The organism is Streptomyces poriticola (assembly GCF_036689765.1).
In the GTDB taxonomy this organism is placed as follows: domain Bacteria; phylum Actinomycetota; class Actinomycetes; order Streptomycetales; family Streptomycetaceae; genus Streptomyces; species Streptomyces poriticola.
Map to the genome: position 1 here is coordinate 51147 of NZ_JBAGKH010000024.1, position 19293 is coordinate 70439.

Here is a 19293-nt window from a genome sequence, read left to right on the forward strand (position 1 = left end):
GTCGTGGCATGTCGGTTGAGGGCCGAGGTGCGGATCTGTGGAGGGCGGTTGTGAAGCGGCTGCGCCGTCTGATCGTCCTGCCGCTCGTGGCGTCGTTGCTGACGGCCTGCGGCTCGGGGGAATCCGCCGGTCCGCCGACCCTGAACTGGTACAACTTCCCCGACGACTCCGGCGCCCTGGCCGAGGCGGCGCGGAACTGCTCGCGCGACTCCGGCGGCCGCTACCGGATCGCGTACAACAAGCTGCCGCGCACGGCGGACGGGCAGCGCCAGCAGCTGGTGCGCCGGATGGCGGCCGAGGACCGGTCGATCGACATCATGGGCCTGGACGTCACCTGGACGCCGGAGTTCGCGGAGGCCGGCTGGATCCTTCCGTGGAGCGGCGACGACCGCGCGGAGGCCGAGGAGGGCACCCTGGAGGTGCCGCTCCGGACCGGCACCTGGAACGACCGCCTCTACGCGGTCCCGTACAACACCAACACGCAGCTGCTGTGGTATCGCACCGACCTCGTCGAGGAAGCGCCGGCGACCTGGTCCGAGATGCTCGACGAGGCACGCCGCCTCGCCGGCGAGGGCAAGCCCCACTACGTCGAGATCCAGGGTGCGCAGTACGAGGGGCTCACCGTCTGGTTCAACACACTGGTGGCGAGCGCCGGGGGTTCCATCCTCAACGCCGACGCCACGGCTCCCGCACTCGGGCCGCCGGCCGTCCGGGCCGCCGCCGTCATGCGCGATCTGGCACGCTCCCCGGCCGCCGACCCCTCCCTGCCGAACCAGATGGAGGACCAGAACCGGCTGGCGATGGAGGCCGGCACCGCTGCCTTCGAGCTGAACTACCCCTTCGTGTATCCGGCGATGCAGGCCAACAACCCGGAGCTGTCCGAGGTCTTCCGCTGGGCGCCCTACCCGCGCGTGGACGCCTCCCGGCCCGCCAGGCCCACCATCGGCGGCATCGACCTGGCCGTGGGCGCCTACTCCCGGCATCCGGACCTGGCGTTCGAGGCGGCACTCTGCCTGCGCAACAAGGAGAACCAGATCAACGCCGCGGTCAAGGGCGGGCTGCCGCCCACTCTGCGCGAGCTCTACTTCGACGAGGAGTTCGTGGAGAGCTACCCGTTCGCGGACGCCATCTTCCGGTCCCTGGAGAACGCCAGTGTCCGGCCGCAGACGCCCGCCTACCAGAACGTGTCCATCGTCATCTCGCACACGCTGTCCCCGCCCTCGGCGATCGACCCCGAGAGCTCCGTCGAGACCATGTCCACCCAGATCCAGGATGCCCTCGAGTCGAAGGGGCTGGTCCCGTGAGACGGACGGCGACGGCACCGGGCGCCGGGGGCGGGGGCGAGGGCGGGCCGGCGGACGCGGGGAGACCCGCCGAGGCGGGGCGCCTGTCCGAGGGGGCGCGGCAGGAGCGGCGCCTGGGCTGGCTGCTGTGCGCACCCGCGGTCCTGGTGATGGTCGCGGTCACCGCCTATCCGATCGGCTACGCGGTCTACCTCTCGCTGCAGCGCTACGACCTCCGCTTCCCCGGCCAGGCCGAGTTCGTGGGCCTGAGCAACTACGGCGCGGTGCTCTCCTCGCCGTTCTGGTGGGAGGCGTTCTGGGTCACCCTGTTCATCACCGTCGTCTCGGTCACCGTCGAGCTGGTGCTCGGCATGGCGCTGGCGCTGGTGATGCACCGCACCGTCGTCGGCCGCGGGACGGTACGCACCGCCATCCTGGTGCCGTACGGCATCGTCACGGTCGTCGCCGCCTTCTCCTGGCAGTACGCCTGGACGCCCGACACCGGCTACCTCGCCGCACTGCTGCCGGAGGGGGACGCTCCGCTGACCGAGCAGTGGCCCGCCCTCGGGCTGATCATCCTGGCCGAGGTGTGGAAGACCACCCCGTTCATGGCGCTGCTGCTGCTCGCCGGACTCGCCCTGGTGCCGGAGGAGACGCTGCGTGCCGCGATGGTCGACGGGGCCGGCGCCTGGCAGCGGTTCCTGCGGGTCACCCTGCCGCTGATGAAGCCGGCGATCCTGGTGGCACTGCTCTTCCGCACCCTCGACGCCTTCCGGGTCTTCGACTCCATCTTCATCCTGACCGCGGGCGCCCACGGCACCGGATCGGTGTCGATCCTCGGCTACGACAACCTGTTCACCGCGCTGAACCTGGGGATCGGATCGGCGATCTCGGTGCTCGTCTTCCTCTGCGTCGCGGTGATCGCCTTCGTCTTCGTCAGACTCTTCGGGGCGGCTGCCCCCGGATCAGAGCAGGGGGGCCGCTGATGGCCGGCGCGGGAAAGCGGCACCTCACCGGATGGACCGTTGTCAACGTCCTCGTCGTGGCGTACGCGCTGTTCCCCGTGTGGTGGATCGTGGCCCTGTCCTTCAAGGACCCCTCCACCCTGACCGACGGGAACTTCATCCCGGCCAAGTGGACCTGGGAGAACTACCGGGGGATCTTCCAGACCTCGGAGTTCACCCGGGCGCTGATCAACTCGATCGGCATCGCGCTGATCGCGACGTTCATCGCGGTCGTCCTCGGCACCATGGCGGCCTACGCGGTGGCCAGGCTGCGCTTCCCCGGCAAGCGGCTGCTCATCGGGCTGTCCCTGCTCATCGCGATGTTCCCGCCCATCTCGCTGGTCTCGCCGCTGTTCAACATCGAGCGGCTGCTGGGGATCTTCGACACCTGGCCGGGGCTGATCCTGCCCTACATGACGTTCTCGCTGCCGCTGGCGATCTACACGCTGTCGGCCTTCTTCCGGGAGATCCCCTGGGACCTGGAGAAGGCCGCCAAGGTCGACGGGGCGACGCCCGCGCAGGCGTTCCGCCTGGTGATCGCGCCGCTCGCCGCCCCCGGGGTGTTCACCACGGCCATCCTGGTCTTCATCTTCTGCTGGAACGACTTCCTGTTCGCGATCTCGCTGACCTCCACGGAGGCGGCGCGCACGGTGCCCGCGGCGATCGCGTTCTTCACCGGCAGCAGCCAGTTCCAGCAGCCGACCGGGTCGATCGCCGCAGCCGCCACCGTCATCACCGTGCCGATCATCCTCTTCGTCCTGCTGTTCCAGCGCCGCATCGTCGCCGGACTGACCTCCGGAGCCGTCAAGGGCTGACCGGCACGGCATCCGGTCCGGCCGCGGCCTCCGCCCCACCGCCGCCCACGGCACCCTCTCTCCAAGGAGCACCCACTGTGGCCGAGATCGTTCTCGAGGGCATCACGAAGAGGTACCCCGACGGTGCCCTGGCCGTGAAGGACGTCAACCTCACCGTGGCGGACGGGGAGTTCGTCATCCTCGTGGGGCCCTCCGGGTGCGGGAAGTCCACCACCCTGAACATGATCGCCGGTCTGGAGGACATCACCGAGGGGACCCTCCGCATCGGCGGCGAGGTCGTCAACGACCGGACGCCCAAGGACCGCGACATCGCCATGGTCTTCCAGAGCTACGCCCTGTACCCGCACATGAGCGTGCGCGAGAACATGGGATTCGCCCTGCGGCTGGCCAAGACCGACAAGGAGACCGTCACGCGCAAGGTCGAGGAGGCCGCGCGGATCCTCGACCTGACCGAGCACCTCGACCGCAAGCCCGCCAACCTCTCCGGCGGCCAGCGCCAGCGGGTCGCCATGGGCCGGGCGATCGTGCGCAGCCCCAAGGCGTTCCTGATGGACGAGCCGCTGTCCAACCTGGACGCCAAGCTGAGGGTGCAGATGCGCACCCAGATCTCCCGTCTCCAGCAGCGGCTGGGCACGACCACCGTGTACGTGACGCACGACCAGACGGAGGCCATGACGCTCGGGGACCGGGTGGTGGTGATGCGCGGCGGGGTGGTCCAGCAGGTCGGCACCCCGCAGCACCTGTACGACGAACCGCGCAACCTGTTCGTCGCGGGCTTCATCGGCTCCCCCGCGATGAACTTCCTGCACGCCACCCTGGAGGAGGGCACCCTGCGCACCGCAGTGGGCGACCTGCCCCTGGAGCCGGAGGTGCTGCGGCGCCTCCAGGAGCAGGACGCACCCCGCGACCTGATCGTGGGGCTGCGCCCGGAGGCGTTCGAGGACGCCGCGCTGGTGGACCCGGCCCGAGAGGGGGCCCGGTTCACGGCGACGGTGGACGTGGTCGAGTCGCTCGGCTCGGACGTCTTCGCCCACTTCACCGAGGAGGGCTGGGAGCCGGCGGTCTCGGCCGAGCTCAGCGAGCTCGCGGCGGACTCGGGTGTCGCCGAGGCAGGGGGCGACGGGCACCAGATCGTCACCCGGCTCAGTACGGCGGCGAGGGTGCGCGAGGGCCGCGAGGCCGAGTTGTACGTGGACACCTCCGGCATGCACGTCTTCGACCCGGCGAACGGCGCCAACCTCACCCACCGCGAGGAGTGAGCGGCGGGCCCCGAGCCGTGCGCGGTCGTCCGGGGCCGCCTGCCTGCCCTCCCCGGGTTCACCTGCCGTAGGCAATGATCCGCTGCCGGCGAACGGGCCGCCGGGCAGGCCCTAGCCGCCGGCCCGAGGCGGCACGACCGCACGGTGCCAGGTGGCCTCGCCCGTGACCTGGATGCCTGTGCGGCCTCCCGGGCGCACCGGGACCCGTCCGGGCACCCGCACCTCGACCGGGGCGTCGAGTCCCTCGACCGTGACGGTGGCCATGGCGTCATGGCCGTAGAAGCGGACATCCGTCACGGTGCCGCGCGCCTCGCCCGGCGCGGCGTCGGTCAGCCGGAGCTGCTCCGGGCGCAGCAGCACCAGACCCTCGCGCGGACCGGCGGGTACGGCAGCCAGCGGCACCCGGCCCAGCGCGGTGGCGGCCGTGGCCGCGCCCCCGGCGTCCGCCGTGCCGGAGACGAGGACCGCGTCGCCCACGAAGCCCGCCACCCAGGGGTCGGCCGGGCGGTGGTAGACGTCCTCGGGCGTGCCGCACTGGGCGATCCTGCCGTCGCGGACGACGGCGACGAGGTCCGCCGTGGACAGCGCCTCCTGCTGGTCGTGGGTGACCAGCACGGCCGTGGCCCCGGTCGCGCGCAGGGCGGCGCGCACGTCGTCGCGCACTCCGGCCCGCAGCGCGCTGTCCAGGGCGTTGAACGGCTCGTCGAGCAGCACCAGCTGCGGCTCGGGGGCGAGCGCCCGGGCGAGCGCGACGCGCTGCTGCTGCCCGCCGGACAGCTCGTGCGGCATGCGCTCGCCGTAGCCCGCGAGCCCGACCAGCTCCAGCATCTTCTCCACCCGGGCACGGCGGGCGGTCCGGTCGACGCCGCCGAGGCCGTACGCCACGTTGCGGGCCACACTCAGATGCGGGAACAGCGCGCCCTCCTGCGGCACGATGCCGACGCGGCGGTGCTCCGGGGCGACATGCGCACCGGGCCCGCTCAGCATGCGCCCGTGGACGGCGACGCTGCCCGCGTCGGGCCGCAGAAACCCGGCGACGATGCGCAGCATGGTCGTCTTGCCGCAGCCCGAGGGGCCGAGGACCGCTGCCAGCGCGCCGCCGGGCACCGTCAGGTCGAGCCCGTCGAGGACCGTGGCCCCGAGGCCGTACGCCTTGACCAGTCCTTTGATCTGAAGGTCGGTCATGTTCTGTGCCTTCCGAGGAGGTACGACGGGACGGCTGCCAGCAGGATCAGCGCGGCGGCGTAGGGGGCCGCGGCGGCGAACGAACCCGCTCCGGTCTCCGTCCACAGCCGGGTGGCGAGGGTGTCCATGCCGGTGGGCCGCAGCAGCAGCGTCGCGGGGAGCTCCTTCATGCACACCACGAACGTCAGGGCCGCCCCGGCGGCGACGCCGGGTGCCGCCAGGGGCACCGTGACCGTGCGCAGCACCGCGAGCGGCGAGCGCCCCAGCGAGCGGGCGACGTCCTCCAGCACGGGCGGTGCCTGGAGGACCGCGGCCCGGGTGGCGGCCGCCGCCACCGGCAGGAACAGCACCGCGTACGCGCACACCAGCAGCGGCAGTTCCTGGTAGACGGGCCGGGCGTAGCGGACCGCGAAGAACACCAGGGCGAGGGCGACGGTGATGCCCGGCAGGGCGTGTCCGGCGTAGGCCGCCTGCTCCAGCAGCCGTGCGCCCCGGCCGCGGTGGCGGGCGGCGATCACCCCCACCGGCAGGGCGAGCAGCGTGGTGAGCGCCGCGCCCGCAGCGGCTGTGCCCAGAGTGGTCAGGGAGGTGTCGGCGAGGGAGCCGGGGTCCCAGGTGGCGGAGTTGCCGACGGCCAGCCAGTAGCCGAGCGTCGCGAGGGGGAAGCCGACGGCGAGGGCGACGACCGCGCCGCACCAGCCCAGCGCCGGCAGCCGCAGCCGGCCCAGCGGCGCGGGCTCGGCGGGGCGGGCCGTGCCCGTGCCGGTCCTGGCGTGGCCTGCCCGGCCGCGGGTGCGGGTCTCCGCGGCCACCAGGGCCACCGTCATCAGCACCAGTACGGCGCTGAGCGCCGCGGCCGGAGTGCGGTCGAAGCTGGCCCGGTACGAGGTGTAGATGCCGCGGGTGAAGGTGTCGTACCGCATCAGCGACACGGCTCCGAAGTCGCTGAGCACGTACAGCGCGACCAGCAGCCCGCCCCCGGCGGCCGCCGGGCGCAGCTGCGGCAGCGTGACGCGGAGGAAGGTGCGCACCCTGCCGTGTCCCAGCGAGCGCGACACCTCCTCCTGCGCGGGGTCGGTGCGGCGCAGCGCGGCGGCGGCGGGCAGGTACACGTACGGGAAGCTGACCAGGGTCAGCGTCAGCGCCGAGCCGGCGAAGCCGGCGAGGCCCGGCGCCGCCGACAGCCAGGCGAAGGCGGCCACATAGCTGGGCACCGCCAGCGGCAGGGTGACCAGCACCGACCAGATCCGCGCACCGGGCAGCGCGGTGCGCACGGTCAGCCAGGCGAGCGAGACGCCCAGCACCAGGCAGCCGAGCACCACGGTGGCGGTCAGTCCGAGGCTGTGGCCGAGCAGCAGCGCCGTACGGTCGTCGGCGATGACGTCCCAGGCGTAGGCCGGGCCGCGCTCCAGGGCGCGGACGGCGAGATAGCCCAGCGGCAGCACCGCCAGCAGGGCGGCGGCGCACGCGGGGACGAGCAGCACGGGGGACGGGCGGCGGTCCGCTGTGACGCGCCGCCGCCCGGCGAGCGGCGTGGCTTCCGCTGCCGGGCGGTCGGCGGAGTGCCCGGTCGTCGGGTCGGTCACCTCAGACCATTCCGACGTCCTGGAGCATGGCCAGGGTGTCCTTGAGGGAGTCGAGTTCGCCCAGGTCGATCTCCGGCTTGGTCAGCGACTCGAAGGGCGGCAGGTTCTCGACCTCGCTGGTGACGCCGGCGGCCAGCGGGTACTCCTTGGTCTTGTCGGCGAAGTACCGCTGGGACTCGGCCGACAGCAGGAAGTCCACGGCCTGGCGGGCGTACCCGCTCTGCTCGGCGTCCGCGCCCTTGAGCATGCCGACGCCGGCCACATTGACCAGGCCGCCCGGGTCGCTCTCGGCGAGGTAGTGGATCCTGACGTCGAGTTCGTCCTCGCCCTTCTCCGCGACCCGCTCGTACCAGTAGTAGTGGTTGACCAGGCCGAGCGAGACCTCGCCGGAGTCGACGGCGTCCATCACGGCGAGGTTGTTGTCGTAGGGCTTGCCGTTGGCCTTGAGCCCCTTGAGCCAGGTACGGGTGGCGTCCTCGCCCTCCAGCACGCGCATACCGGTGACGAACGACTGGAACGACGCGTTGGTCGGGGCGTAGCCGACCCGGCCCTTCCACTCCGGCTCCACCACCTCGTGGACGGAGTCCGGCGGGGTGGGGACCTTATCCGGGTGGTAGGCGATGACGCGGACCCGTCCGCTGAGTCCGACCCAGTCCCCGGCGGCGCCGCGGTAGGCGGGCTCGACCTTCTCCAGGGCGGTCTGCGGCAGCGGCGCCAGCATGCCCTCCTTGGACAGCGCTCCCAGCGCGCCGGCGTCCTGGGAGAGGAACAGGCCCGCCTCGGTGGCGTCGCCCTCCTCCAGCAGTTGCGCGGACAGCTCCGCGCTGCCTCCGTAGCGGACCTCGACCCGGGTGTCGAGGGACTCTTCCAGTTTGTCGATGAGGGATCCCACGAGCTTCTCGTTGCGGCCCGAGTAGATCACGAGGCCGGCCGGTTCATCGCTGCCGCAACCCGCGAGCAAGGGGGATACGAGGGCTGCCGCGGCGAGGGCGGTGAGGGTGCGGGCCAACGGGCGTCGCATGAGCGGGGGTGCCTTCCTGCTGTGCCCGTCGTCGGCGCGCCGCCCCGGGGCAGGGGCCGGCGAAGGGCGGTGGATCGGCGCCGGGGAGGAACCGAGGAACAGCAGTATGGATAAGGTAAAGCTAACCTAAGCGTCAAGAGGGTGGGATGTAACGGCTCGGCCGCGAAACCGGCGAGGAGCCGACTGCGCCGGCTGGCTTGATCCTTTCGCTCGCACCCAATGAGCCTGTGGGCGGAAGCAGTTGCCCCGCGGACGGCGCGCACGACCACTCCGCGCACCCGCGCCGCAGCGCGCACCCCCTTCCGAATAAGGCCAGGCTTACCTACTATGCCCGCCGTGACGATCCACCCCGACCTGCTCACCAGCGGCAGCACCCTGCCCCTCGCCCGGGACCTCGAGGCCCACGGCGACCGTACGGCCCTGCTCACCCCCGACGGGGAGACGACCTACCGCGAGCTGGCCGCACGCGTGGCGGACACCGCCCGCCGCCTCGGCCCCGAGCGCCGTCTGGTGCTGCTGCCTGGCGCAAACTCGCCGGAGGCGCTCATCGTCCACCTCGCCGCCCTGTCGGCCGGCCACCCCGTCCTGCTCGTGCCCGGCGGCCACCCGGAGGCGCTGCGTTCGCTGACGGAGGCCTACGATCCCGATGTCGTCGTACGGCCCGCCGCTCCCGGCGAGCCCTGGGTCCTCGACGAACGGCGCACGGGGAGCACCCACGACCTCCACCCGGACCTCGCCCTGCTGCTGTCCACCTCCGGCTCCACCGGCTCGCCCAAGCTGGTCCGCCTCTCCTACGGCAACCTGCAGGCGAACGCGGAGTCGATCGCCGCATACCTGGGCATCCGCGAGACCGACCGCGCCGCCACCACGCTGCCCATGCACTACTGCTACGGGCTGTCCGTCCTCCACAGCCATCTGCTGCGCGGAGCAGGCCTGATCCTCACCGGCCTCTCGGTGGCCGACGCCTGCTTCTGGGAACTGTTCCGCACCGCACGCGGCACCGCCTTCGCCGGCGTCCCGTACACCTTCGACCTGCTCGACCGGGTCGGCTTCGACGCCATGGACCTGCCGCACCTGAGGTATGTCACCCAGGCCGGCGGCCGCCTCGCCCCCGAGACCGTGACCCGCTATGCCGAACTGGGGGAGCGCCGCGGCTGGGACCTCTTCGTGATGTACGGCCAGACCGAGGCCACCGCCCGCATGGCCTATCTGCCGCCCGGCCTCGCGGCCGCCCATCCCGCGTCCATCGGCGTCCCCGTGCCGGGCGGCGCCTTCCGCCTCGACCCCGTGGACGACGGCCCCGGCCCGGACGCGGGGGAACTCGTCTACACCGGGCCGAACGTGATGCTCGGCTACGCCCGCACCCCCGCTGACCTGGCACGGGGCCGGGACATCCGGGAACTGCGCACCGGCGACCTCGCCCGGTGCACCCCCGAGGGGCTGTACGAGATCGTCGGCCGGCGCAGCCGCTTCGTGAAGATCCTCGGCCTGCGCATCGACCCGCAGCGCATCGAGACGGCCCTCGCCCGCCAGGGCGTCACCGCGCTGTGCACCGGCGACGACACCTCCCTCCTCATCGCCGCGGCCGGCACCCCGGACGCCGACGCGGACCGAATACGCGGCCTGGCGGTACGGGAGAGCCACCTGCCGCCGGGCGCGGTCCACGTCCGGCTGCTCGCCGAGCTGCCACGGATGCCCAACGGCAAGCCGGACTACGAGGCGCTGCGTGCGCTCCCCCCGGAGAGCGACGACCCCCGGCCGCTGCCCGCCGACCTGTGCCTGCTCTACGCCCGCATCCTCGACCGCACCGACGTGACCCGCGACAGCAGCTTCGTCGGCCTCGGCGGGGACTCGCTGTCGTACGTGGAGATGTCCCTCCAGTTGGAGAAGCGACTCGGGAGCCTGCCGCCCGACTGGCACACCAGGCCCATCCGCGACCTCGCCCAGCCGGGGGAGCCCGCGGCGTCACCGATCCCTTCCGGGGTCCGCCCCCGCAGGCGGACCCTGGAGACCAGCGTCGCCCTGCGCGCCCTGGCGATCTTCTTCATCGTCGGTTCCCACATCCATGTCTTCGGTGTCAAGGGCGGCGCCCATCTGCTGCTCGCCGTCGCCGGATACAACTTCGCCCGCTTCCACCTCACCGACGATCCCCGGCGCGAACGCCTCCGGCGCGCCCGGACCAGCATCGCGAGGGTCGCGGTGCCGAGCATGGTGTGGATCGCGGGCATGCTGCTGCTCGCGGACGACTACACGCTCAGTAATCTCGCCCTGCTGCACAGCGTCCTCGGGCCGCACGACAACCCCACCGGAATGCACTTCTGGTTCATCGAGGCACTCGTCTACATCCTGGTCGCCGTCGTGGCACTGCTGGCCCTGCGCCGCGCGGACCGCGCCGAGCGCCGCTTCCCGTACGGACTGCCGCTGGCCATCGCAGCCGCCGGGCTGCTGACGCGCTACGACCTCCTCGGCCTGCCCGACCGCTCGCTGATGCCGGACGCCGTGACCGTCTTCTGGCTGTTCGCCCTGGGCTGGGCGGCGGCCAAGGCCACGACCGTGCGACAGCGTCTGCTGGTCACGGCCTTGACCCTGGCGACCGTGCCGGGCTTCTTCCCCGGAGAGCCCATGCGCGAGGCGCTCATCGTGGCGGGCTTCGCCCTGCTGGTGTGGGTCCCGGCACTCCCCAGCCACGAGCGGCTCAACCGGCTCGCCGGAGCCCTGGCGACCGCCTCGCTCTACGTCTATCTGACCCACTGGCAGATCTATCCGCTGATCGACGGCTTCTCCCGGCATCTGGCGTTCCTGGCGTCGCTGGTCTTCGGCGTGGCGTATGCGGCGGCCGCGAACCGCGCGATGCGGGCGCTGCCGCGTGTCCGCGTACGGGGGCTCCGCCCCGCGGGGCCTCCGGAACGGTCCCCCTTGTCATAGGCGAGTAGCCCTCTGACCTGCGAAGACCAGCCCGCAGAGGCTGGGCGCACCTCCGGTGGGCCGAGATACGAAACCCAGGTGCGCACTTTCCGTGACTGCCGGCCGCGACCAGCCCCCCGCGGGAAGACACACAGGGGCCACATGGATGCCAGGGCTGGTCCGTCACTCGGCAGGCGATGTCCGAAACCGCCTGGTGTATTTTCGTAACGTCACCTGATTGTCTACAGGTGGGTGGTCCGAATGGCTCGCGACGGTCGCAGCGACGACGTCATGGCGCGCAGCCGGGAGAGCTTCCTGGCCGGCGGGCCGGCCGTCGCCGGGGTGCGCAGCGAGATCCTGTCCTCATGGAGCCGCTGCCAGTCCCTGGGTCTGCTTCCGAGTCTGGGCACCGCCTATCTGGGAGAACCCGATCTGGACACGGAACTCGTCCGGGCGGCGGAGCCGGTGCTCGACGAACTGGCGGCCGCGATCTCCGGAACCTGGTCCACTGTGATCCTCACCGATGCCGAGGGCGTGATACTCCGCTGCCTGGCCGGCGAGCCGCAGATGACCCGCTATCTCGACACCGCGGGCGGCGGGGCGCCCGGCTTCAGCTTCCACGAGGCCCTCGGGGGTACCACGTCCATCGGCCTGGCACTCGCGGAGCGGCGCGCCAGCCGGGTCTACGGCCATGAGCACTTCGCCGACGCCTGGACCGTGCAGGCCTGTGTGGCCGTGCCCGTGCACGAGCCATTGAGCGGACGCCTCGTCGGCATTGTGGACCTTGCGACCCAGTTGTCCGAATTCACTCCGACACTGGAAACCATGGCGGGCAAGGCCGCTCGTGCTATCGAACGAAGGCTGCTGGAACAGAAGACCGACCGGGAGCGCTCCCTGCTGCGGGCCTACATGCAGACCGCTCGCCAGGTGCAGGAACCCCGGTTCACGGACGGAAGGCACATCGTCGTCGGAGTCCCGGCCGAGGACCTGCTGACGGGCGCCGACCGCCTGATCCTGGAGGAGAAGACGGCAGGACTGATCGCCTCGGGCCGCAGGGCCGCCATCGAGGTACCCGTCTCGGGCGGACGGGTGGCCACGCTCATGGCGCGCCCCGTGGCGGACGTGTGCGAGGGGGTAGCGGTCGAGGTCATCGTTCCCGGACATCGCGCGCCGGTCTCCGCAGAGAGGACACCCGCTTCCCCGCCCGCCGTGCCGCGGACCGACACGCTCGAAACGGCAGGGCTCCCCGCTGCCCGGCGCGATCCGCCGACCGAGGTTCCGGCTCCCACCGCAGCGTCGTCCACCGACGCGAGCGGGCGGCCCCTGCACCGATGGCTGCTGGCCGTCGGGGAACCGGGGATCGGCAGGCTCGCCCTCGCGGCGCGGCGACGCCTGGAACTCCTGCGCGAATCCAGCCGCCGCATCGGCACCACCCTGGACGTCGTCCGCACCGCCGAGGAACTGGCCGAGGTGGTGGTCGAGAACTTCGCCGACGTCGTCACCGTCGACCTGTACCCTGCTGTGCTTCGCGGGGACGAGCCCTCGGCAGCCGGTGCCCTGCTGATGCAGCGCACCGCAGTGGCCGGAGTGGAGGGACTCCCCTTCTGCGCGGTTGACGAGCAGATCAGCTTCGCCCCCACCAGCCTGCAGGCCCAGTCTCTGGCCAGTGGCTCTCCGGCCATGGAGGCGGATCTGAAGGCCTCGCGCTGCTGGGCCACCCAGGATCCGGCACGCGCCTCGAAGATCCTCGACAGTGGCGTCCACTCCCTCATCACCGTCCCGCTGAGCGCGCGCGGGGTGCCCCTGGGGGTGGCCGGCTTCTACCGCTCGCGACGATCCGCGCCCTTCGAGGACGACGACGTCTCCCTCGCCGCGGAGCTGGTCGCCTTCGCCTCGCTCTGCATCGACAACGCCCGCCGCTACACCCGCGAGCACGCCACGGCCCTCGCCCTTCAGCGCAGTCTGCTCCCCCAGGATCTGCCCGAACAGAACGTGCTGGAGGTCGCTTACCGCTACCTGCCCGCACACACCGGAGTCAGCGGCGACTGGTTCGATGTGATCCCCCTGTCGGGAGCCCGCATCGCACTTGTCGTGGGCGACGTCGTGGGCCACGGTCTCCATGCCGCCGCCACCATGGGCCGGCTGCGTACCGCGGTGGACAACTTCGCCTCCTTCGAGCTCACCCCCGACGAACTCCTCACGCGTCTGGACGACCTGGTCGCGCGGATGGCCCGGGAGGAGAGCAGCACGGATGCCTTCATCGGAGCCACCTGCCTGTACGCGGTGTACGACCCGACAACCCGCCGCTGCAGTCTCGCGCGCGCGGGACACCTCCCGCCGGCGCTCGTCTCCGGCGACGGTACGGTGACCTTCCCCGAGGTGCCCGCTGCGCCGCCGCTCGGCCTGGGCGGATTCCCCTTCGAGACGGTGGAGATCGAGCTGCCGGACGACAGCCGGCTGGTGCTCTACACCGATGGCCTCGTCGAGGACCGCGAACGGTGCATCGAGACCGTGCTGGAGGAGTTCCGGCAGACTCTGGGCCACCCCGGACGCTCGCCGGAGGAGACCTGCCGGGCCGTCGTAGCGGCCCTGCCGCCGTCCCGGCCGGCCGAGGACGATGTCACCCTGCTCGTCGTCCGTCCCCGTGGTCTGGATGCCTCGGACATGGCCTGCTGGGACGACCTCCCCCCGGACCCGGCCATCGTGTCCGAGATACGTGACGCCGTTCTCCGGCAGCTCGCGGACTGGAAGCTGGAGGAGGCCGCCTTCACCACGGAGCTGATCCTCAGCGAACTGCTCACCAACGCCATCCGCCACGCCACCGGACCCTTCCGGGTACGGCTGCTGCGCGACCGGATGCTCACCTGCGAGGTCGCCGACACCAGCAGTACCTCTCCGCATCTGCGTCAGGCCGACATGACCGACGAAGGCGGCCGTGGCCTCTTCCTCGTCGCCCAGCTCGCCCAGCGCTGGGGAACCCGCTACACCCCTCGCGGCAAGGTCATCTGGGCTGAGCAGCCGATGCCCGGGAGCTGACCGGGATCCGGCCGCCGACCCGCGCCCGCCCGCCGACCGGCAGGCGGCGCAGATCGGCGCGGGACCCGGCGGCCTCGGCCGGAACTCCCGCTGAGCCGACCGCATGCTCCCGGCGCGCGAAGGCGCGGACCCACCGCGTCCGGCACGTCGCCTTCCGTATCGCGTTCCGCCGGGCAACTTGCCATGGCCGCAAGATTTCGTGCCAGGCCGCCGGATGCCTCGCAAGACTGAGTGCACACCGACGCGAGGAGACTCGATGAGCACCACCGATGCGGTCGCGTTCTGGGACGGCGTCCACGCGGCGCGACCGGCAGCAGGCAGCCCGCAGCCCAACGCCCGTCTCACCGAGACGGTGACGGGCCTGCCGCCCGGTGCTGCGCTGGACCTCGGATGCGGCGACGGCGGCGACGCGCTGTGGCTGGCCCGCCTGGGGTGGCGCGTCACCGCCGTCGACATCTCGGCCGTGGCGATCGAGCGGCTCGCCGCGCTCGCCCGCTCACACGGCCTGGGCGAGCAGGTCACCACCCATCGTGCCGACGTGGCACACACGTCCTTCCCGCCCGGCGGATTCGACCTGGTCTGCGCCCACTACCTGCACACCCCCTTCGACCTTGACCGGGCGACGGTCCTGCGCTCGGCCGCGCACGCCCTGCGGCCGGGCGGGCGGCTGCTGGTCGTGGACCACGGCTCGGCCGCGCCGTGGTCGTGGGACCAGGACCCCGACACCCGCTACCCGAGCCCGCGCGAGGTCGCCGCGGGGATCGGCCTGGTCCTGCAGACATGGGCGGTCGAGCGGGCCGACGCGCCCCGCCGGGTCGCGACCGGCCCGGACGGGCGTACCGCCGAGGTCACCGACCACGTCCTCCTCATCCGCCGAACCGCCTGACCCGGCGGTCGGTGACCGTCCCCGGCAAGGGAAGGCAGACCATGGTGTCCGACGCCACGCGTCCCCACCGCCGCCGCGACAACCCGCCGCCCAGGACCGGAGACAGCGAAGCCGATGTCCTGCGCGGATTCCTCGACCACCTGCGCACCTCGATCGTCGCGAAGGTCGCCGGAATCCCCGAACCGCAGGCACGTACCGCGGCAGTGCCGTCGGGGACGAACCTGCTCGGCCTGCTCAACCACCTGACGTTCGTCGAGCGCTCGACGTTCCTCGGGCACGATGTCACCGACTGGCAGGCGATGTTCGAAGCCGGGCCGGCGGACAGCGCGGCCGATGTCGTCGCCCGCTACCGGGACGCGGTCGAGCGCGCGAACGACGTACTGGACGAGTACGCCGATCTCGGTGCCACGCTACCCCGGTCGCGGCCCGACCGCCCCGCTCCGAGCATCCGCTGGGCACTGACTCACATGATCGAGGAGACCGGCCGGCACGCCGGCCACGCGGACATCCTCCGCGAACTCATCGACGGCACGACCGGCCGCTGATCCGCCTTCTCGTCGGAGAACCGCTGGTGCGTCACCGCCGCGTTGTCGCGTTTCCCCGACAGGTGGGCACGGTACGGACCCACCCCCGGCACGGGCCTGACGCCGGTCGTCACCGTCCAGTCCGCCGTCCGCCCATAGCCGCACCGGATCAAGGTGTGCGGGCCGCGCGCCGTCACGCGCCGCCGTGGTCTCTCGGCCGGCACACCGCCCGCATCCACAACGCGAGGAACGTGACTACCGGCGCCTCACCGGAGGCCGTTGGCCGACGCCGCAAGCCGGCGGCTGTGGTACAAGCCGGGCGACGTTCATTCTGCAGCGGGGTCCGGGTCAGCGGATGCGCGGCGCGGGCCGTGGGCTGCCGGCCGCCGTGGAGACCCCATTCATCGAGACCGTCGTACCCGTGAGCTTCCAAGGGCATCGATGTGCATCAAGGCCGGTGGATCCGTGCCGGGACGCAGCCGTGTGCTCCTCGCCAAGAGAGTGTGCAGTCGCAGCCAACGACTTCTGGCAGGCGTGCGGAGAACATGGCGTGTATTCCGTTCCGGAGGCCGAGTGCTGACGCCTTCGGCTGGGTGCGGAAACCACGGACCAGGAAAGGAAATTCGGCAATGATACGCAGAATCGCGATCGTCGCGGCCACGACGCTGGTCGGCGTCCCGCTCCTTGCGGGTGTCTCCTCGGCAGCCAAGAACGACCAGCTCTGCACATCGGGCGAGTTCTGTCTCTTCGAGAACTACGAGTACAACGAGCCGGACCATCGCTACGACGGCCACACACGCCAGTGGACCACCGGTGACCGCGACTACGGCGACAACGACTGGTTCAACTCCAACGACAACCTCGACAACGAGGCGAGCTCGGTCAAGAACAAGAACCCGTGCACCGTGGTGCTCTACCAGCACCCGAACTTCTCGGGCGCCGCCAGTGCCTTCAAGCCGGGTGCCTGGGACCCGTACCTGAAGAACAACAACATCGGTGACAATCGCGCGAGCTCGCACCGGCGTTTCTGCTGAGCTGAGTGTGTGCCGGCCCCGGCGCCCCGTGTCGCGGCGGGGCCGACCTCGGACCCGGGTGGATGCATGAAAAAGCTGCAAAGAAACCTTTTGCTGGGCGCAGCCCTGCTGCTCACCGTCGGCGGCGCCGGACATTACGCCCTGTCGGCAACGTCCGAGCCCGCCGCGGAGGAACCGGCGGTCACCGCGGCCACGGAGCTCCCGCTCGATGCCTACCGGCTCAGCCCCGACGCGGAAGCCGACTACGACCATGCCGGAAACCTGCTGATCCGCACGTGTATGGAGGACGCGGGATTCACCTGGTACGTGCCTGCCGAGCCGGCCGCCGGGAGCGTCCGCAACGTGCGCAGGTACGGAGTGATCGAGCTGGCTGTCGCGCAGCGGTACGGCTACCACGCTCCGCCCGACGAGAGGTCCGAGAAGGTCGGCCGGATGCGCGATCGGACCATGGAGGATCCCGATGCCGCGGAAGCCTTCCTCGGCCCGGAGGGGAACGGAGGGAAGGGCTGCTCAGCGAAGGCCGGCCAGCGGCTGGGGCGCGGTGCCGGGCCCGCCGACTACGGGCTGCTCGCCGGCCTGGACTGGAGGTCGCTGGACCTGTCCGAGAAGCACCCGGAGGTTCGAGCCACATGGCGGGATTGGCAGACGTGCATGCGGTCGCAGGGCTACCGGTACACGTCTCCGCGGAGTGCCCTGGCGGACAGGAAGTGGAGCGGGGACGACTCGGCCGTGTCGGATACGGAACGGGCCGTGGCGGTCGCCGATGTCGTGTGCAAGTCCGAGGTCGGCCTGGTGGAGACGTGGACCCGGGTCGAACGGCGTATTCAGCACGAGCTCATCGCCCAGCATCCTGAACTCGAGCGGTTGCGGCAGGTGAACGAGGTCTTGGACAAGAACGCCCGGGCCGTGCTCAAGGAGTTGCAGTTCCCGTAGCCGCGCCCAGGTTCCGGGGCCTTTCCGCGGGGGTGCAGTGCACGGCCCTTCGGTACTCCGTGGGCGACATGCCGTACGTGGCGCGGAAGGCGCGGCTGAAGGCCGCCGGATGGGAGAAGCCCCATCGTGCGGCGATGGCTTGGACGGGCGTCCCGGGCTCGGCCAGGTCGCGTCGAGAGCGTTCCAGCCGCTGGCTGCGTATCCATGCCGCGACCGTCAGTCCTTCCTCGCGGAAGAGGACGTGCAGGTAGCTGGTGGAGATGTGGTGTGCGGCGGCGACGGTCTGCACGGTCAGCTGAGGATCGCGCAGATGTGCTCGGATGAACTCCCGGACGCGCATGGCCACAGCCCACCTTCCGGTCTCGGGCGGCAGGAAGTCGCCGGCGTCGAGTCGGTGGGCCAGGGTGGCGGAGAGCAGGTCTGCGAGTATCGTCTCCAGCCGCGGCCCGTCCGGGGGCAGGAAGGCGCCACCGTCCGTCGCCAACCGGATCAGGAACCCCGAGAGCAACGCGCCGACTCCTTCCCAACCCGGTATGCGCCGGGTCAGCAGCCGGTCGGCCCCACCCGTGGGAACAGCCAGCAGGGCACGGGGTATCTCCAGCACCAGCGCCTTGCCGCCGTGCACATGACAGTCGAAGGGCAGCGATGCGTCGATGAGGGACATCTCGTGGGGGCCGTGGACGGATTCCAGTCCGGCCTGGCTGACTCCTAGCGAGCCGTGGAGCGGGAGGGAGCAGAGGAGGACTCCCGGGTCCGACTGCCGAATGAGGCGCGAAGTCCGGTGCAGGCTCATCGGCTGCGTGGTCACGGAGACCACACGCAGTGAGCCGAGCTCCAGCAGCGTCATCTCCGCACGGAAGTCACCGCCGCGGTCGCTGCGTATCTCAACCGGCACCATGGCCCTGGCCAGGCTCGAACGCCAGGAGTCGAACCGGTCCGCGACGGGTACGTCGTCCGTCCGGAACACCTGCTTCGTGAGTTCCCCGGTCATGTGAGCCCCCGCTCATCCGTGTCCACGATCACCGCAGCATCGTCTGATGTCGTCCTGGCCGAACGCGGTGCCCCGGACGACTGCAGTGGTGATCACCGGGCTCCAGCTGTCTGTGCAAGGTGTCAGGGTGTGCCGACGTGAAGGACCCGCCTCCCCACCGTGCCCCGCGCTGTCCTGACGGATGCCCGGGCCCGCCGCGGTGCACTGCACGGAGAGCCGCGAAGAGGCGATCCGTGGCTCCGGGTAGCTGCCGGTGCGTAGTTGCCAGGAGCCGCCGTCGCGGTGGTGGAACAGGTCGTGAGCCGTCACCGTGTCCTCGTTCCGGTATTCCAGGAAGCAGGTGCGCCGACGGTCGTCATCGCCGCGTACGGGGATCAAGCGGTCCGTTCGCCGAAGTCCTGCGGTCCGGTCGCAGTAGGTGCACACGAAGTGACCACCCAGGGCGCGGGCACCACCGACGTGGCTGAGAAATGCCGTGGCATCAGACGTGACCGGCAGATGCGGGAGAGTGCCGCCCATGCAGGTGAACGGCGCCCACGGGCGTCGGCATCCTGGCTCGTCATGGTGGCCGAGAGGGCGGGTGGACACCGTCGCCCTCAGAGTGGTCCTCCCCTGAAGAGCACTGCAATTCTGGTCGTGGTCGACGCCTTCCCGAGCGGCTGTCGGGCCGGCGCCAACGCCGAGTATCCGCAGCACCCGTGTCGTCGTCGAACAGACCGTATGCCTCGATTCTCACCACTCTGCATCACCCTCGGGACCGGGGGCCGAGCTCCCGGGTCTGACTCGCGAAGGTGTCCTGCGCGGTGTTCACGAGGACGCTCGGGGAGGCTCA

The 19293-nt window shown here is 71.4% G+C and carries 14 protein-coding genes; 10 read left to right on the top strand and 4 right to left on the bottom strand.

What is annotated here, in order from left to right; genetic code table 11:
* The first annotated feature begins 8 nt into the window (after positions 1-8).
* The 4 genes from V5O46_RS24310 (at position 9) to V5O46_RS24325 (ending at position 4361) form a co-directional block, all read left to right on the top strand.
* Entirely contained in the window at positions 9-1304 is a 1296-nt protein-coding gene (locus tag V5O46_RS24310) for an ABC transporter substrate-binding protein (protein ID WP_332886802.1), read from the top strand.
* 83 nt (positions 1305-1387) lie between these two features.
* A complete protein-coding gene (locus tag V5O46_RS24315) occupies positions 1388-2269 on the top strand; it encodes a carbohydrate ABC transporter permease (protein ID WP_332886843.1) in 882 nt (293 codons plus the stop codon).
* Complete coding sequence (locus tag V5O46_RS24320) at positions 2269-3102, top strand: carbohydrate ABC transporter permease (RefSeq protein ID WP_332886803.1); 834 nt, start codon at positions 2269-2271, stop codon at positions 3100-3102. The genes V5O46_RS24315 and V5O46_RS24320 overlap by 1 nt, the downstream gene beginning before the upstream one ends.
* Before the next feature lie 77 nt (positions 3103-3179).
* A complete protein-coding gene (locus tag V5O46_RS24325; protein ID WP_332886804.1) occupies positions 3180-4361 on the top strand; it encodes an ABC transporter ATP-binding protein in 1182 nt (393 codons plus the stop codon).
* Between the two features lie 111 nt (positions 4362-4472).
* Here the strand turns inward: V5O46_RS24325 and V5O46_RS24330 are convergent, their stop codons facing one another.
* From V5O46_RS24330 to V5O46_RS24340, 3 genes are read right to left on the bottom strand one after another with little or no spacing between them, the layout of a single operon-like run.
* Complete coding sequence (locus V5O46_RS24330; RefSeq protein WP_332886805.1) at positions 4473-5546, bottom strand: ABC transporter ATP-binding protein; 1074 nt, start codon at positions 5544-5546, stop codon at positions 4473-4475.
* Positions 5543-7132, bottom strand: a complete 1590-nt coding sequence (locus V5O46_RS24335) for an ABC transporter permease (protein WP_332886806.1) — start codon at positions 7130-7132, stop codon at positions 5543-5545. The genes V5O46_RS24330 and V5O46_RS24335 overlap by 4 nt, the downstream gene beginning before the upstream one ends.
* 1 nt (position 7133) lies before the next feature.
* A complete protein-coding gene (locus V5O46_RS24340; protein ID WP_332886807.1) occupies positions 7134-8153 on the bottom strand; it encodes an iron ABC transporter substrate-binding protein in 1020 nt (339 codons plus the stop codon).
* A 336-nt stretch (positions 8154-8489) separates the two neighbouring features.
* On the opposite strand from V5O46_RS24340, the gene V5O46_RS24345 reads away from it, so the two are divergent.
* From V5O46_RS24345 to V5O46_RS24370, 6 genes are all read left to right on the top strand, one after another.
* A complete protein-coding gene (locus V5O46_RS24345; protein WP_332886808.1) occupies positions 8490-11078 on the top strand; it encodes an AMP-binding protein in 2589 nt (862 codons plus the stop codon).
* A 240-nt stretch (positions 11079-11318) separates the two neighbouring features.
* On the top strand, positions 11319-14093 hold the full coding sequence (locus tag V5O46_RS24350) for a SpoIIE family protein phosphatase (RefSeq protein ID WP_332886809.1): 2775 nt from the start codon (positions 11319-11321) through the stop codon (positions 14091-14093).
* 256 nt (positions 14094-14349) lie between these two features.
* The gene (locus V5O46_RS24355; RefSeq protein WP_332886810.1) at positions 14350-14979 is read left to right on the top strand and encodes a class I SAM-dependent methyltransferase; all 630 of its coding nucleotides are present in this window, start codon (positions 14350-14352) and stop codon (positions 14977-14979) included.
* A 41-nt stretch (positions 14980-15020) separates the two neighbouring features.
* On the top strand, positions 15021-15524 hold the full coding sequence (locus V5O46_RS24360) for a DinB family protein (RefSeq protein WP_408649046.1): 504 nt from the start codon (positions 15021-15023) through the stop codon (positions 15522-15524).
* A 608-nt stretch (positions 15525-16132) separates the two neighbouring features.
* Positions 16133-16537: a peptidase inhibitor family I36 protein gene (locus V5O46_RS24365; RefSeq protein ID WP_332886811.1), complete on the top strand. Its 405-nt coding sequence runs from the start codon at positions 16133-16135 to the stop codon at positions 16535-16537.
* 66 nt (positions 16538-16603) lie between these two features.
* Positions 16604-17470, top strand: coding sequence for a hypothetical protein (locus V5O46_RS24370; RefSeq protein ID WP_332886812.1), 867 nt, complete (start codon positions 16604-16606; stop codon positions 17468-17470).
* Here V5O46_RS24370 and V5O46_RS24375 read toward each other — a convergent pair.
* Entirely contained in the window at positions 17448-18461 is a 1014-nt protein-coding gene (locus V5O46_RS24375) for an AraC-like ligand-binding domain-containing protein (protein WP_332886813.1), read from the bottom strand. The genes V5O46_RS24370 and V5O46_RS24375 overlap by 23 nt on opposite strands.
* Between the last annotated feature and the right edge of the window lie 832 nt (positions 18462-19293).